Below are 15,496 nucleotides of genomic sequence, written 5' to 3'. Positions count from 1 at the left end.
TGGGCTAGAAACTCTCAAAAGCACGCGACATACTGACCATTCAACCAGGGGGGCCGGTGCGCGGCCGTAAAAACAATAAAAGGGTGTCGTAATGGCCGCCGACAAAGCGAATCTGCAAGACGCGTTTTTGAATCATGTCCGGAAGACAAAAGTTCCGGTAACGATTTTCTTGGTCAATGGCGTCAAACTGCAGGGTGTGATCACATGGTTTGACAGTTTTTGTGTACTGCTGCGCCGGGATGGACAGTCGCAGCTTGTCTATAAAAGCGCGATTTCAACGATAATGCCCGCCCAGCCGATCAGCCTTTACGAAGGTGAAGAGTAACCTTGCTTGAACATGCGCGCCCGGTCACGCGGGCTTGGGTGCTGCATCCTGATCTGAAAAACGCAAGTGGACGACGCAAGGCGGAGCCGGCCTTGGCCGAAGCGGTGGCGTTGGCCGCCGCCTTGCCTGATCTAGAGGTCATTGGTTCGGATATCGTGCGCCTGTCTCAGGTCCAGCCGGGGATGCTATTCGGCAAGGGCAAGATTGATGAGCTGAAGGCCGTCTTGAAGTCGGCAGAGGTTGAACTTGTCCTGATTGATGGCCCCGTTACGCCGGTGCAGCAGCGCAATCTGGAAAAGGCCTGGGGTGTCAAGCTGCTCGATCGGACGGGGCTGATCCTGGAGATTTTCAGCGACCGCGCGCGCACCTCAGAAGGGGTGCTGCAGGTCGAGATGGCGGCACTGTCCTATCAGCGGACGCGGCTGGTCCGCGCCTGGACCCACCTTGAACGCCAGCGCGGCGGATTGGGTTTTGTTGGTGGTCCCGGTGAAACGCAGATCGAGGCGGACAGGCGCGCCATTGACGAACAGCTCAACCGCCTGCGCAAGCAACTCGCCAAGGTCGTCAAAACGCGCGAACTCCACCGTGCCTCGCGCGCGAAAGTGCCTTTCCCGATTGTCGCACTCGTCGGCTACACCAATGCGGGCAAATCCACCTTGTTCAACCGCCTGACCGGGGCCGAGGTGCTGGCCAAAGACATGCTTTTCGCGACGCTTGATCCCACGATGCGCAAGATCGTTTTGCCGACGGGCGACGAGGTCATCATGTCCGACACAGTGGGTTTTATCAGCGCGCTGCCCACCGAACTCGTGGCAGCTTTCCGTGCGACATTAGAAGAGGTGCTGGACGCCGACCTGATCCTGCATGTCCGCGACATCAGCCATCCGCAGACCGAAGAGCAGGCGGCGGATGTGCATGCGATCCTGCAAAGCCTCGGCGTCGCTGAAGAGGCGCCGATTATCGAGGTCTGGAACAAGATCGATCTGTTGGAGGGCGATGCGCGCGAAGCCGCATTGACCCAAGCCGAGCGGACGGATGACCTTTTCGCGATGTCTGCAGTGACCGGTGAGGGGATGGCGACGCTTCTCGCCGCGATTCCGGAAAAGCTGAAGGATCCCCGCACTTCTGAGACCCTGACCTTGGGATTTGCCGAGGGCCGCAAACGCGCGTGGCTTTTTGAGGCCGGGATCGTGACGGATGACCAGCAAATCGATAATGGCTACCAGATGACGGTGTTTTGGACGGAACTACAGAAAGAGCGGTTTGGGCGGCTTTAGCCGATTGAGCAATCGTTTGCTGTCAAGCATGTTTCTCACCACCTTTTTGTTTGATTTGACATCTCGACGCGCAAGACTGCAGGAAACGTAGAAGGATCATCGTCATGAAAGCCCCGCTACTTGGCGCCGCACTCGCCGCGCTTGCCACTCCGGCCTTGGCCGACACACCTGCGCACGAAGCTTTGGAAACCGTGATGCGTGCCCATCATCCGGTTATCGTGGCAGCGCAAGACGGCGCCGGCGCGGTGACCGTCGAGAGCGGTGTTGATATCAAGGCGCATGACGCTGATGAAATCGTTGATCTGGGCTCCATCGCCAAAACCGTCACGGCCATCGCAACGCTGCACCTGATCGAGGAGCCGGGTCTTTCGGTGCAAAGCACCTTGGCGGCGCTGTTACCTGATGTGCCCGATGATAAGGCGAACATAACGCTGCATCAGCTGCTCACGCACACATCTGGGATTGTGGAGTCAACGGGCGATGACAACGAACCGCTGACGCGTGCCGCGTTTCTGGAACGGGTCCTTGCGACACCTCTGGATAACACCCCGGGCGCGACTTACGCCTATTCAAATGCCGGATATTCGCTTCTCGCCGCGGTGATCGAGATACGAAGCGGGATGACATATGAGGATTACCTGATCGAGAATGTCATCCCCGAAGGCTCGACACCGATTGGTTATGGCCGCGCCTATGATGAGGACCGCGCGATCACCAGTCACAGAACTTGGCTGACGGGGTTCAAAAGGCGCCATGTGGCAGAGGCAAGTTGGGGCGGGCCCGCGCCGGGATGGAACCTGATTGGCAATGGCGGGCTTGTCACGACGGCAGAGGGGTTCCTGTCCTTCTGGGCGGCATTCCTGAACGCGGATATCGTGAGTGAGCATTATGTTGCGGCTGCCATGGCGCCACATGTCGATGAAGGCGATGGAATGCTGTTTTCCGGTTACGGCCTTGTTGTCGAAAAACTTGAGAATGGAAGTGTCATGTTCTGGCATGACGGCGGAAACGACATCTTTTCAGCAGAATGGCGGCACCTCGCTGACACCGGCCAAACCTATTTCACTGCCGGCACGGGTTCAGCCGCATTCGACGCCATGGAAAGCATTTTGGCCGCAACCTCTTTCTAGGACGTTTCCGATCAGCAGTTTGTACGTGGCCTAGTTTCCGGGCCGCAAGACGGTGACACCGACTGCCGCCGCCCTTGCGAGATCCGGATCAAGTGACATAGGGATGTACTCCCCCCGCCGCCAGAGCTCGCCCAGATTGTCGTAGTGGCGCGAAAGGGGGTGACCGGATTGACCCGTGGAGATGATGAAGACGGAGCTGTCCGGATCGGCGAAATCATAGACGCCGCGATAGCCTGCGGCGTGAACGTTCTGGAACGGGTTTGGCCCGGTGCCAGAAGTACGGCCGCGTTGTAGCGTGTTATCGCCACCGCTGGTCGATTGGCGGATATTCACGACCCATTCGAGGATCGGGGTTTGGCCCAGGACGGGGTGATCATGGGTCGCCTCGTGGGCATCGCCCCAGCGAACGGCCTCGACCGCGCCACCATGGTTTTCGTTGATCCAGAGAAGCGCATCATCAAGCGCCTGGCGAGCGATGTCGGTGCAGGTCTCAACCGGGGCGGACTGGATCACGTCGCACCAGATGCCGGCGCCATCCAGGTCGCGGAAAACCCGTTCGATGAAAACGGGGTTGGGATGGGTGAATTCGGCAGCCAATGGCCCCAGTTCGTCGCGGATCAGGCGCTCCTGAAAGGCGCGCACCCAGGCGGCGTAGATCAATGGTTCCGGCAGATGTTCGTTCATCTCTCCGTTCCAGGAGGACAGCAGGTTCAGCGCGATCTGGCGCTGGCGTTCGGGCGTGCCTTCGGGCGCGGCATCACCCGTGAACCACAGATCGGCCCCCATGAGCGTCGACAATGTCCGGGCGGTGAAACTGACCGTGTCCAACTGCGCTTCAATGAAGCTGTCACGGGTATGCACTTCGCGCGCCTGCATCAAGCGCCGCCAGCGGTTGATGCGCTGCGTGTCGCCCCACAGAAATGAGACATGTTGAGGGAAGGGCCGATCAATTGTCTTGTTGTTAGTGTTGCCGATAATGCCGCCCTCAGGGTTCGCAAACTCGGGATTGTCGCCATAGGGAAAGCGGCCTTGCCAGCGGTTCTGGGCCAGATAGCCGAAGGCCGGGAAGCGGCCTTGGCTTTGATGGCCTGGATCGCGGGCGGGCAGGGCGCCGATGGTCTTCATCGCGATGCGGTTGCGATCAGCGAGTGTCAGGTTTTGTGCGGGCGCGATGTAGGTCTCTGCCGCATCAATCGCATCATCCACATTGCGTGCGCGCATCAGTGCCATGCCGGCGGACATCGACGTGTCGCGGTCGGACAAAGCGCTCCAGGCAATGGCCGTCACATGGCCCGGAGGCGTGATTGTGCCAAGGTTGAACTGATCGCCTGGCATGACTGGGCCGTTCACTGTCCAGCGCAGCCGCAGTGTCACCGCGGGCGCGTCTTTGACATTGATGACAGAGTCGCGGCTGCGGAACGTGTTCCACCCGTCAAGGCCGCGATATTCGTTCGGGTTGTTGGGGTTCACCTCTTCCAGCACGATATCCTGATCGTCGACATAAGCGGAGGTAATGCCCCAACCCAACGCATCGCTGCGCCCGGCAAGGACCAGCGGCATGCCGGGGATCGTTCCGCCGATGATACCGCCGGTGGAAAGCTCAAGCCTCGCCAGATACCAGATCGAGGGCGCTGTGAGACCCAGATGCGGGTCACTGGCCAACAGGGTCGAACCGCTGGCAGACCGGCTTGGATCCGCAGCCCATGCATTCGACGCGCCTGCAAGTGGTGGACGGTTGAACGGCGCGAGAGGGTCCTCCGCTTGCCGCATATTGGCAGTGTAATTGGGCACACCCGGCACGAGGGTGGCATATTCCGGCAGGGCCGCCACACCGTCAGACGGATCATCGGGCAGAATGTCCCGCAGCCGTTCATTGTCGATGATCAGCGACGTGCGGGCACGCAGGACTTCACTTTCCAGATGCGAGGAAAGCTGCAACGCCATGAGCTTCTGGATTGCGATGGAATCCGCTGGTTGCCAGGGAGAGATTGGATGATTGAAAAGCCACATCTCCGGCGCGCCGCGTCCGCGCGCGCCAGCATTGACCTCTGCAAGCCAGGCGTTCACCCCGGCGGAATAAGCGTTCAGAGCAGCCTTGGTGCTGTCGTCCTGCGCGTTCACGGACGAGACGGCGAGCGTGTAGATATCGAAACGGCGCAGGACCTCGTCGATGCCGAGAGTACGCTCGCCAAAGAGTTCGGAGAGCCGCCCCTGCGCGGTGCGCCGCAGCATCGTCATCTGCCAGAGCCGATCCTGGGCATGCGCATAGCCGAGCGCGAAATAGACGTCATTGTCAGACGTGCCAAAGATGTGCGGCACATTCGCGTTGTCGCGCACAATCTCCACCGGTGCTGAGATCCCGCGCACTGTGCTTTCGGCATTGTATTCGGGCAGGGAACGGGACGCGAAATAGTAGGCGAGCGCGATCAGTCCGACGCCAAGAATGATCAGTCCTGTTGCCAGCCGCACAAGCCAGCGAAAGATGCGCGCCATAGGGTCCTCTGTGCTTGGGTGCCTCGTTTTACCAAGGCGGGCGGGCAGGGCAAGTCAGCGTTCGGGGATCAGACCACGCGGGCTGAAGCGCAGCACAAGGAGCAGGATCAGCCCCATGGTCAGCAGCCGCATATGTGCCGCCGAGTCAATCAGCCGTTCGCGGAGTGCGCTGTCTTCGGCCAGACCGCTGCTGATGATGCTCATCAGGCCAAGGCCCAATGGCTCAACTTGCACCCAAAGCCACCAGATCAGCATGCCACCGAGGATCGCGCCGAAATTGTTGCCGGAGCCGCCGACGATCACCATCACCCAGATGAGAAAGGTGAAGCGCAGGGGTTGATAGGTGCCCGGCGTGAGTTGCCCGTCAAGCGTCGTCATCATCGCGCCGGCGATCCCACAAATGGCTGAGCCGAGGATGAAAATCTGCAGATGACGACCTTTCACATCCTTGCCCATCGCCTCTGCCGCGACCTCATTGTCGCGGATGGCGCGCATCATGCGGCCCCATGGGCTGTTCAGCGCCTTTTGCGCAAGCCAGAGGATGATCAGAAGGACGATGGTGAAAAGCACCGCATATCCGATCTTGGTATAAAGCGTTGAGGCGGTCACGGGGTCGAGGCCGAGGCTCGCGGCCCGCTCGACGAAGCCGGGGTCGTTCTGCAAGTCGATCTCATAGGGCACGGGCCGGTCGAGGCCGATCACATTCTTCACACCGCGCGCCAGCCAGTCCTCGTTTTTCATGATGGCAATGATGATCTCGGCGATACCCAAGGTCGCGATGGCCAGATAGTCAGACCGCAGACCGAGGGCGGTTTTCCCGATCAACCAGGCTGCGCCCGCCGCCAGCAGGCCGCCCGCAGGCCAGGCCAAAAGGATGGGCAGGTTCAGCCCGCCCAGATAGCCGCTGACGGCGGGGTTTACTGCCTCCACGGCCGCCTTGCCGGGGTCGAAGACCGCACGATAGAGGAAGAAGCCGCCGATCAGGATGGCCAGAGTTGCGAGGGTCTTGGTGCGCCCGGTCAGCCGCTTTTGTGCCATGACAGCGGCAACAACGGTCGCGGCTCCTAGGACCAACCCGGCGATGATCCGCAATCCACCCGCCTGCCAGGCTTCGGGCACAGGCGGGGTTGAGATCAGAACAGCAGCGAGGCCTCCCAGCGCCACAAAGCCCATGACCCCGATGTTAAAGAGCCCGGCAAAACCCCATTGCAGGTTCACCCCCAGCGCCATGATGGCAGAGACAAGACCCATATTCAGGATCACGAGGGCCGAGTTCCAACCCTGAATGATACCGGTGCCGACCAGCAGGACGCCGACAAGGGAAAACAGGAATGTGTTTTTGACAGCAGGGTTCATACGGATTGCCCCTTGAACAGGCCCGTCGGTTTGAAGAGCAGGACGATCACAAGGATCGCGAAGCTCACGGCGAATTTGTAATCGGTGGAGAGAAGCTGGACGAGGCTATCCGGCTCCAGCGGCTCTGGCAGCAGGTAGGTCAAGACCTTTTTCCACGCATAGGTGATCGTGACTTCGCTGAAGGCGATCACGAAACCACCTGCGATGGCGCCAATCGGGTTGCCGAGACCACCCACAATGGCGGCGGCGAAAATGGGCAGCAACAGCTGGAAATAGGTAAAGGCGCGGAAGGATTTGTCGAGGCCGTAGAGGACACCTGCAGTGGTGGCCAGGGCCGCGACGATCATCCAGGTGACCTTGACCACCCAGTCAGGGTTGATGCCGGAGAGTAGGGCAAGGTCCTCGTTGTCCGAAAACGCCCGCATCGATTTGCCGGTTCGCGTCTTGTTGAGAAACCAGAAGAGCAGCGCCATGACCGCGAAGGCCACGACGACCGTGATCACCTGCGTGGTCTTGATCGCCAGCCCCTCATCAAGGCCCGTCATCGTACGGAATTCGCGTGCGGTGATCAGGAACCGTTCGCCATCGGCAAAGTTCACCTCACGCACGCCGATGATGAACCGCACGATCCCGTTCATCACGAACATCACGCCCATGGAGACGATCACGAGGATGACGGGCGAGGCTTTTTGCTGGCGGTAGAATTTGTAGACCGCCCAGTCTGTGCCCAAGAGCAACAGGATGGTGGCTCCGATCCCGATGGGCAGGGCGAGCAGGGCGGTTGGAAGTGGGCCAAAGGTGATACCCAGCCCGGTCAGGGCGGTTGTCACGATGATTGTCATCGCCGTGCCAAAAGCCATCGTGTCGCCATGGGCAAAGTTCGAAAAGCGCAGGATGCCGTAGATTAGCGTGACGCCAAGCGCGCCAATGGCCAGTTGCGCGCCGTAGGCAAGGCCCGGGACGAAGACGAAATTGGCGAAGGCCACCAGGGCGTTGAGGATGTCCATTATGCGGCAGCTCCGTATTCGCAGGTTCCGGAGTAAGTCTGGTCTGTCATTCCAACAAGTACGAGCCGGCCGTCGGTCAGATCGTAGTCGCCCGAGCGGTAACGGAGAGTGGCCGTCAGATCATTGTTGACGACAATGACGCTCCGCGGCGGCGCACCAGGAGGACCGTTTCCGCTGGTAAATACCTCACCGTAGTGGGTTCTAGCCCGCGTATAGTCATCCATGGCATCTCCACCGCCCCACTCAGCAAGTAACTCTTCATCACCCGGTCCTGCTTCATTGTGGATCCAGACCTCAAACGGCAGTTGGATGTTGGGTTCACCTTCTCCCAGAATGCGCGTAAATACACACGATAACACCAAGATGTTCTGGAACCTCGCAGATTGGCGATGCGCATCCATCTGAGCTTGTGTTGCCGGTTCCCATGTCGGCATGTCTTCGGTCCGACCGCATGAAGAAAAGATGAAGGGCACGACTACAAAGAAGCGGATGAGTGTGCTGTTTGCAAGGTGGCCAAATACGTTCATCGTGTCACCTGACAAATACCTTCTAAACGTGTTCCTTCGTTTGTGTTGCTGAGCACAGCATTTCCATCAGGCTGCACCACAAACATCACGTTTGACCCGCCAAGACCTTCACCCCAGAACCCGCGTACATCGCCCATCAGGATTGGCTCTGCCGGGAATTGGGCGTCGCCCATCTGGACTGTGGTGACCTTGCGCCGGGGTGGTTCTCCAGCGTGTTGTGCCGGGGCGAATTGGGTGCGGCCGATTTCAAAGACAACGGGCGTCCCCTGTAGGTTGCAGGTGACCGTTTCTGCCGTTGAGGGCGTACTGAGCGCCAAAAGAACCATCGCCATCCTCATCCACCCAAAAAACTCCGCCTTACTTCGGGATCAGCCAGCAGCTCTTTCCCAGTCCCCGCATGCGCATTCCTGCCCTGGACCAGCACATAGGCTTTGTCTGCGATCTCAAGCGCTTGGCGGGCGTTTTGTTCGACCATCAGGATCGGGATGCCGGTGCGGGCGACCTCGATGATGCGGTCGAAGAGCTCGTCCATGACGATGGGGCTGACGCCAGCGGTGGGTTCGTCCAGCATCAGCACCTTGGGCTGGGTCATCAGCGCCCGGCCCACGGCGACCTGCTGGCGTTGTCCGCCCGAAAGCTCGCCCGCCGCCTGATGGCGTTTTTCCTTCAGGATCGGGAACAGGTCATAGACCTGCGCTATTGTTTCACTGAAATCGTCGCGGCGGATGAAGGCGCCCATTTCGAGGTTCTCTTCAACCGTCATGGAGGTGAAGATGTTTGCGACCTGCGGCACAAACCCCATCCCCTTCACAACACGTTCCTGCGGGGAGAGGTGGGTGATATCCTCGCCATCCAGCCGCACCGCACCCTGATTGACATTCAACATGCCAAAAACAGCCTTCATCGCGGTCGATTTGCCCGCCCCGTTGGGGCCCACGATCACGGCAATCTCGCCCTTTTCGGCGGCAATCGTGCAGGCATGCAGGATATCAGGACCCTTGCCATAACCGCCGGTCATGGCCTCCCCGATCAGGAACGGCTCACTCACTGATTGATGTACTCCGCAAGGAACGGCGCATAGGTGGTCAGCGTGTCACGCATCAGCGCCTGTTCGGTCGGGTCCGCATGGTTGATATAGATGTAGTAAAGCGTTCCGGCGGCCCCGAGTATTGCGCCGAGCAGGACGGTCAACAAAAATTTCATATCGTCTTAACCTTTGCTAGTTGGTCGGGTCGGTGATGGTGTGATGCGGCTATTTCGAAATCCGCATATGTGAAAGGAATGCGTCGTGCAGAGCCCGGTGCCGATCAGTGAACTCTTGGCCAACTGCGAATGTCACTAGTTGCATCGTGCGGTTTGGTGACGTGTAAATGCCGTTGGCATAGACGACATCCAGCCCATCGATCGTAAACGTGTAGACCACAGTCTCGACCCCGGCATTCCCTGCGCGCGAGCGATAGACATCAACCACCGGAATATCTTGTGGTCGCACTCCGATAACGCCAGCGGCATTGCTGATCACCGTTTCGCGCATCAACGCAGCGGTCAGCCCGTCCCGCGCACCCAACTCTTCCGAGATCACTTGGCCGTAATGCCGGTCATCGTAGCGATATGCAGCAATGACATCGGGATTGGGGATCGTGGTGGGCGACCAGCCCGCAGTCTGGCCGCAGAACTGAAGAAACGGGGTTATCGCGCTGCAATCGCCTTCGATGGCTTCGGTATAGACCCAGGTCCCGTCATCAAGAAGATCCACCGTCCGGCCTTCAACGACAGACCGGCCAACAACCTCTTGTGCGGCCACCTGCGTGGCCATCAGGCCAAGGATCAGGCTGACGACGAAACGCATCATGAAACCAGTTCCTTGTTCTTAAGTCCGGTGCCGAGATAGGCCTCGATCACCTGTTCATTGGCCTTGATCTCTTCCAAGGTCCCTTCGGCCAGCACATGCCCCTCGGCCATGACGATGACCGGGTCGCAGAGCTTGCCGATAAAGTCCATGTCATGCTCAATGACCACAAATGTATAGTTGCGTTCTTGGTTCAGGCGGATAATTGCGTCCCCGATCGTGTTCAGAAGGGTACGGTTTACGCCTGCGCCTACCTCATCTAGGAACACGATTTGCGCGTCGACCATCATGGTGCGGCCCAGTTCCAGCAGCTTCTTCTGCCCGCCGGAGAGGTTGCCCGCCTTTTCATCTTTGAGATGTTCGATAGTGAGGAACTCTATCACCTCGTCGGCTTTCGCTCGCAGCGCGCGTTCTTCCTGCGCGATGCGGCGGCGCCCGAACCAGGCGTTCCAGAGGCGCTCACCCGATTGGTCGCCCGGAACCATCATCAGGTTTTCGCGCACGGTCATGGATGAGAATTCGTGCGCGATCTGGAAGGTGCGCAGGAGGCCTTTATGGAAAAGCTCATGTGGCGGCAGGCCGGTGATGTCCTCGCCGCGCAGGGTCACACGGCCTGAAGTTGGTTCAAGAGCACCTGCGATCACGTTGAAAAGCGTGGTTTTTCCTGCGCCGTTAGGGCCAATCAACCCGGTGATTGTGCCTTCGTTGATCGTCAGAGACGCGCCATCTACGGCGCGAAAGCCGCCAAAGGTTTTAACCAGGTCTTCGACAACGATCATTGATGTTCCCTGCATGCCACGCCCCGTGGCCGCTTTTGCAAAACGGCGCGAGGGCGATACCCCCGCGCCGCTTGAAGATCAAGTGCCCGGCTTAGCGGAATTTGATCGTGGAATAGACACCATCGGAAAACTCGATTTCCTGATAGTTGCCTGCAGATTCACCGGGGCCGATCAGCTCGACGGCTGAGGCGCCGACATAGTCGATGTCTTCGCCAGCTGCGATCAGCTCAAGCCCGCGGGCCAGTTCACCCGGCATAATCTCGACACCGGGGGCATTGGCTACATCAAAGACGTGATCTTTGAAGGCTGCGGGATCAGTGGAGCCTGCTTTTTGCATGGCCAGCATGATCAGTGCAGCGGCGTCATAGGATTCGGGCGCAAAGGCGCTGGTGCCGTCAAAGCCCGCAGCCTCGGCCATTTCGACGAATTTGCCTGCACCGGCATTATCCGTGCCGGGATAAGCACCGAAAGAGCCGTTGAGTTCTTCGCCGAAATTGTCGTTCAGTACAGAACCCACCATGCCGTCTGGCAGGTAGAACGTGTCGAACGCGCCGGTATCAAGGGCTGAGCGGATGATGCCGGAGCCGCCCTGGTCGACATAGCCTGCCACAACCAGCACTTCACCACCAGCGGATGCAAGCGCGCCGACTTCGGCAGAATAGTCGGCCTTGCCGTCTTCATGTGCTGCGGAGATGGTCACCGATCCACCGGCAGCCTCAAACGCAGCCTGGAAAGCGTCCGCCAAACCTTTGCCGTAGTCGTTGTTGGTGTAGGTCAGGGCAACCTCGCCCACGCCACGATCTTGCAGGATCTCGGTGATGATCACGCCCTGACGTGCGTCAGAAGGCGCGGTGCGGAAGAACAGTCCGTCATCTTCTGCAGTGGAGAGGCCAGGGGATGTCGCGGAGGGTGAAATCATCACCACGCCATTGGGGCGGGCGACGTTCTGCAGGATTGCACCGGTCACGCCCGAACAATCCGCACCCATGATCGCGTCGACCTCGTCCGATGTGATCAGGCGTTCTGCAGCAGCCGTCGCCGCACCCGCATCAATGCAGGTACTGTCACCGCGCACGGATGTCACAGTGGCACCATCAAGAAGTGCGCCGGAATCCGTCACTTCCTGCATCGCCAGTTCTGCACCAGCACCCATTGCGGGTGTGATCGATTCAAGTGGTCCGGTGAAGCCGAGGATCACCCCGATTTTGACCTCTTGGGCATGCGCAGCGCCCGCCATCATTGCGACCGCGCTGGTCGCCATGAGCAGTTTTTTCATGTTTATTCTCCCTATCGGATTTCTTTATCCTGCGGCGCAGATTAGCAGGCCGTTTCCAAAAGGAAAGCGTGAACCAAAAGGCAAAGCGCCCGAAATATGAGGGTTTTGCGGGCCGATGATCCAGTGATACCCCAAGGCGCGCGGGCAGTGTGGCCAGTGTCAGACGGATAGGCGTGCGCTATGGCTACCGCGCTCACGATAGGGGGTTGTGTCGTAGTGCGAGCGGTAGCATTTGGAAAAATGCGACGGGGACGCAAAGCCGCAGGCGAGCGCCACATTGATCACGGTCATATCCGTTTGCATCAATAGGTTGCGCGCTTTTTGCAAGCGCAACTCCATGTAGTATCGCTTGGGGCTGCGCGACAGATAACGCCGGAAGAGTCGCTCCAATTGTCGGGTCGACATACCCACATCGCGGGCAAGGATCGCGGGGCTGATCGGCTCTTCGATATTCTGCTCCATCATCTGGATGACGCGGCTGAGTTTGGGGTGTCGGACGCCAATCCGGGTCGGGATCGACAGGCGCTGCGTATCCTGATCGGTGCGGATTGCAGAATAGATCAGGATATCAGCAACAGCGTTGGCCAGCTCTTCCCCATGTTCGTCGGCGATCAGCTTGATCATCAGATCGATCGAGGCTGTTCCGCCCGCTGTCGTGATCCGCTGCCCATCGACCACAAAGACTGACTTTGTCAGTTCAACCTCTTCGAACTCTTCGGCGAAACTGTCCTGATTTTCCCAATGGATCGTGGCCTTCTTGCCGTCAAGAAGCCCCGCCTTGGCCATCGTGTATCCAGCGGTGCAAAGCCCCGCGATCCGTGCACCGCGTCGGGCCTCGCGCCGCAACCAGTTCAGCACACGCTTTGTAGTCGCCGCCTGTACATTTATGCCGCCGCACAGCATGACCGTATCATCACGCTCCAGCTCGACCAGATCATCCGCGACACGGAAGGAACAGCCGTTCGAGCAGGTGGCTTCTTCGCCGCCTTCCGCAATGATCTTCCACGTATAAAGCTCTTTGCCCGCAGTCCGATTTGCGATGCGCAGGCTTTCAAGTGCGGCCGCAAAGCAAAGCATCGTAAAATCATCCATCAGGACAAACACGAAACGGCGCGGTTTGCCGCTGTGGTCAACGTCGATGATCTGGGGTTCGGTCGTCATTGTGGCTTTCCGGTGCGCGCATTTTGATGACAGACCACACCAGTTTTGACGGCACCCTTCAAGAGGGAAAGTCACTTGCGCGACTGGCTTTTTGATCAAGTGGCGTCTTCACATTTTGCCATTGGCGTACCTGCACCTGCAGGTTATACGAGCATCCTGATAACGCTAACCTCTCTTGGATATGGAGCAAGACAATGACCGACTGGCAAAAATCTGACTGGCGCAGCAAGCCCCGGGTTCAGATGCCTGATTATACCGATGCAGCCGCGCTCAGCGCTGTTGAGGCGCGTCTTGCCGGTTATCCTCCGTTGGTCTTCGCAGGTGAGGCGCGGCGCCTGAAGGCGGAACTCGCCTCGGTTAGCCGTGGTGAGGCGTTTTTGCTGCAAGGTGGTGATTGCGCGGAAAGCTTTGCAGAGTTCTCTGCCGACGGTATTCGCGACACGTTCAAGGTGATGCTGCAGATGGCCGTGGTGCTGACATACGGCGCCAAGGTTCCTGTGGTCAAAGTGGGTCGCATGGCCGGGCAGATGGCCAAGCCGCGGTCTGCACCGACCGAGACCGTAGATGGTGTGGAACTACCCAGCTACCGCGGTGACATCATCAACGGGTTTGATTTCACCGAAGACAGCCGTGTGCCCGACCCGGAACGCATGCTGCAGGCTTACCTGCAGGCGGCGGCAACGCTGAATCTGTTGCGCGCATTTTCGACCGGTGGTTTTGCCAATGTGCATGAGGTCCATAAGTGGACGCTCGGCTTCACCGATGCCAACGAGGTCAAGAAATACAGCGATATGGCTGAACGGATCAGCGATACACTGGACTTCATGGAAGCGGCTGGTCTGACGACCGAAACGAACCATGAACTGCAGACCGTTGATTTCTACACCAGCCATGAGGCGCTGCTTCTGGAATATGAAGAGGCGCTGTGTCGTCTGGATTCCACATCCGGCAAGTGGCTCGCAGGTTCGGGGCACATGATCTGGATCGGGGACCGCACGCGTCAGCCTGATGGCGCGCATGTGGAGTTCTGTAAAGGCGTGCAAAACCCGATTGGCCTGAAATGCGGGCCCAGCATGACAAGCGGACATCTGAAATCGCTGATGGCCTCACTGAACCCCGAAAATGAGGCTGGGCGTCTGACGTTGATCGCGCGCTTCGGCGCCGGGTCGGTTGGTGAGCATCTGCCGCGACTGATCAAGGCGGTTCAAGAAGAAGGCGCCAACGTCGTCTGGACCTGTGACGCGATGCACGGCAACACGATCAAGTCCTCGACCGGCTACAAGACACGGCCATTTGAAAGCGTCCTGCGCGAGGTGAAGGAGTTCTTTGCCGTCCATAATGCTGAAGGGACTGTGCCCGGCGGTGTGCATTTCGAGATGACCGGCAAGGACGTGACCGAATGCACTGGCGGCGTGCGCGCTGTGACGGATGAGGATTTGTCGGACCGGTATCACACCGCCTGCGATCCGCGCCTGAACGCCTCGCAATCGCTGGAGCTCGCGTTCCTGGTGGCCGAGGAACTGTCTGCCCGCCGCAATGATCTGCAGCAGGCGAAGGCGGGCTAACTACCCGTTGTTGACGACCAAACGCAGGGCCGGGCGCGATGTGCTCGGCTCTTTTTTCGTCTGGCGGGGCGTGGTTTGGACGCTGGCGAGCTGTGGGCGCAGCGGATCGTTCCGGATCGCTTTGCCGGGCTGGATCTGAAAACGCCGCGGACGGTTGCCCGGTGCATCATCGGTCACAAGCGCGCCAAGAATACGTGTTGTTTCACCCTTCGCGTCGAGCAGCGGCAGAAGCAGCATCGTCCCCGTCAGTTCTTGCCGCAGGATCGTGCCCGGCGACAAAAGAGGGATCGCGACAATTGCCGGTGTGGTAAACGCCGTCTCGATCAGTTCGGCGATCTCATCACGCGCCTCCGGCAGGATCAGCGTGCTGATCGGCATGCCCCGCGCATCCATTTTCAAGAGGTCATGCAGGTTCTGCCCCGCAACCCGCATCCGGGCGACACCAGGGGCTACACGCTGCAAAATAAAGGCATGCGGCAGCGCATCGTCGATCTGGCGCGGTTCGATATCGTTGCGCGACGGGATCTTCTGCGCATGGCGCAGGTTTTGCCAATATGCCTCAAGGCTCTTAAGCGTTGCATCATTTGCTCCAGCCTTGTCAGAGCGTCGCCGTGTCGGAATATCACTCGCAGTTGTCATCTTGACCTCAATCGAACCTTGGCTGCCCCTGGGGTGGAGCGATACCAGCTTTACGTTAAGAGGAATTTAACAAAGCTTACCGCCCCGTTCACTTAATAAAGTGTAAAACGGT

General features: G+C 59.1%; 16 protein-coding genes. 4 read left to right on the top strand and 12 right to left on the bottom strand.

Features of this window, described 5'->3' with window-relative positions; translation table 11 throughout:
• Nucleotides 1–91 precede the first annotated feature (91 nt).
• The 3 genes from hfq to SLH47_RS06495 all read left to right on the top strand — a co-directional run bounded on the left by hfq (nucleotide 92) and on the right by SLH47_RS06495 (nucleotide 2,732).
• Nucleotides 92–325 carry an RNA chaperone Hfq gene (gene hfq, locus SLH47_RS06505; RefSeq protein WP_007204924.1) on the top strand — a complete coding sequence of 78 codons (234 nt, stop codon included), beginning with the start codon at nucleotides 92–94 and terminating at the stop codon, nucleotides 323–325.
• 2 nt (nucleotides 326–327) lie between these two features.
• Nucleotides 328–1,602, top strand: a complete 1,275-nt coding sequence (gene hflX, locus SLH47_RS06500; RefSeq protein WP_320238656.1) for a GTPase HflX — start codon at nucleotides 328–330, stop codon at nucleotides 1,600–1,602.
• 104 nt (nucleotides 1,603–1,706) lie between these two features.
• Complete coding sequence (locus SLH47_RS06495; protein ID WP_320238655.1) at nucleotides 1,707–2,732, top strand: serine hydrolase domain-containing protein; 1,026 nt, start codon at nucleotides 1,707–1,709, stop codon at nucleotides 2,730–2,732.
• 30 nt (nucleotides 2,733–2,762) lie between these two features.
• On the opposite strand, the gene SLH47_RS06490 is transcribed toward SLH47_RS06495, so the two are convergent.
• From SLH47_RS06490 to SLH47_RS06440, 11 genes are all read right to left on the bottom strand, one after another.
• The gene (locus SLH47_RS06490; RefSeq protein WP_320238654.1) at nucleotides 2,763–5,225 is read right to left on the bottom strand and encodes a penicillin acylase family protein; all 2,463 of its coding nucleotides are present in this window, start codon (nucleotides 5,223–5,225) and stop codon (nucleotides 2,763–2,765) included.
• A gap of 54 nt (nucleotides 5,226–5,279) precedes the next feature.
• Nucleotides 5,280–6,581 (bottom strand): branched-chain amino acid ABC transporter permease, encoded by a 1,302-nt coding sequence (locus tag SLH47_RS06485; RefSeq protein WP_320238653.1) that lies wholly within the window; start codon nucleotides 6,579–6,581, stop codon nucleotides 5,280–5,282.
• Nucleotides 6,578–7,588, bottom strand: a complete 1,011-nt coding sequence (locus SLH47_RS06480; RefSeq protein ID WP_320238652.1) for a branched-chain amino acid ABC transporter permease — start codon at nucleotides 7,586–7,588, stop codon at nucleotides 6,578–6,580. Before SLH47_RS06480 ends, SLH47_RS06485 begins: the two co-directional genes overlap by 4 nt.
• Nucleotides 7,588–8,115 (bottom strand): hypothetical protein, encoded by a 528-nt coding sequence (locus SLH47_RS06475; RefSeq protein WP_320238651.1) that lies wholly within the window; start codon nucleotides 8,113–8,115, stop codon nucleotides 7,588–7,590. The genes SLH47_RS06480 and SLH47_RS06475 overlap by 1 nt, the downstream gene beginning before the upstream one ends.
• The gene (locus SLH47_RS06470; RefSeq protein ID WP_320238650.1) at nucleotides 8,112–8,447 is read right to left on the bottom strand and encodes a hypothetical protein; all 336 of its coding nucleotides are present in this window, start codon (nucleotides 8,445–8,447) and stop codon (nucleotides 8,112–8,114) included. The genes SLH47_RS06475 and SLH47_RS06470 overlap by 4 nt, the downstream gene beginning before the upstream one ends.
• A 2-nt stretch (nucleotides 8,448–8,449) precedes the next feature.
• On the bottom strand, nucleotides 8,450–9,163 hold the full coding sequence (locus SLH47_RS06465) for an ABC transporter ATP-binding protein (RefSeq protein WP_320238649.1): 714 nt from the start codon (nucleotides 9,161–9,163) through the stop codon (nucleotides 8,450–8,452).
• Entirely contained in the window at nucleotides 9,160–9,318 is a 159-nt protein-coding gene (locus SLH47_RS06460) for a hypothetical protein (protein ID WP_320238648.1), read from the bottom strand. The genes SLH47_RS06465 and SLH47_RS06460 overlap by 4 nt, the downstream gene beginning before the upstream one ends.
• 49 nt (nucleotides 9,319–9,367) lie before the next feature.
• Nucleotides 9,368–9,967, bottom strand: coding sequence for a hypothetical protein (locus SLH47_RS06455; protein WP_320238647.1), 600 nt, complete (start codon nucleotides 9,965–9,967; stop codon nucleotides 9,368–9,370).
• The gene (locus SLH47_RS06450) at nucleotides 9,964–10,743 is read right to left on the bottom strand and encodes an ABC transporter ATP-binding protein (RefSeq protein WP_320239082.1); all 780 of its coding nucleotides are present in this window, start codon (nucleotides 10,741–10,743) and stop codon (nucleotides 9,964–9,966) included. The genes SLH47_RS06455 and SLH47_RS06450 overlap by 4 nt, the downstream gene beginning before the upstream one ends.
• 91 nt (nucleotides 10,744–10,834) lie before the next feature.
• Nucleotides 10,835–12,019: an ABC transporter substrate-binding protein gene (locus tag SLH47_RS06445; protein WP_320238646.1), complete on the bottom strand. Its 1,185-nt coding sequence runs from the start codon at nucleotides 12,017–12,019 to the stop codon at nucleotides 10,835–10,837.
• A 159-nt stretch (nucleotides 12,020–12,178) separates the two neighbouring features.
• Nucleotides 12,179–13,180: a GlxA family transcriptional regulator gene (locus SLH47_RS06440; RefSeq protein WP_320238645.1), complete on the bottom strand. Its 1,002-nt coding sequence runs from the start codon at nucleotides 13,178–13,180 to the stop codon at nucleotides 12,179–12,181.
• Between the two features lie 194 nt (nucleotides 13,181–13,374).
• Between SLH47_RS06440 and SLH47_RS06435 the strand changes: the two genes are divergently transcribed.
• On the top strand, nucleotides 13,375–14,745 hold the full coding sequence (locus tag SLH47_RS06435; protein WP_320238644.1) for a class II 3-deoxy-7-phosphoheptulonate synthase: 1,371 nt from the start codon (nucleotides 13,375–13,377) through the stop codon (nucleotides 14,743–14,745).
• On the opposite strand, the gene SLH47_RS06430 is transcribed toward SLH47_RS06435, so the two are convergent.
• Nucleotides 14,746–15,384 carry a PAS domain-containing protein gene (locus tag SLH47_RS06430; protein ID WP_320238643.1) on the bottom strand — a complete coding sequence of 213 codons (639 nt, stop codon included), beginning with the start codon at nucleotides 15,382–15,384 and terminating at the stop codon, nucleotides 14,746–14,748.
• Between the last annotated feature and the right edge of the window lie 112 nt (nucleotides 15,385–15,496).

Origin of the sequence: Cognatiyoonia sp. IB215182, from assembly GCF_033963905.1 — a bacterium.
Lineage (GTDB): Bacteria > Pseudomonadota > Alphaproteobacteria > Rhodobacterales > Rhodobacteraceae > Yoonia.
Note: the sequence above shows the minus strand (reverse complement) of the source record. Positions and strands in the feature narration are given on the sequence as shown.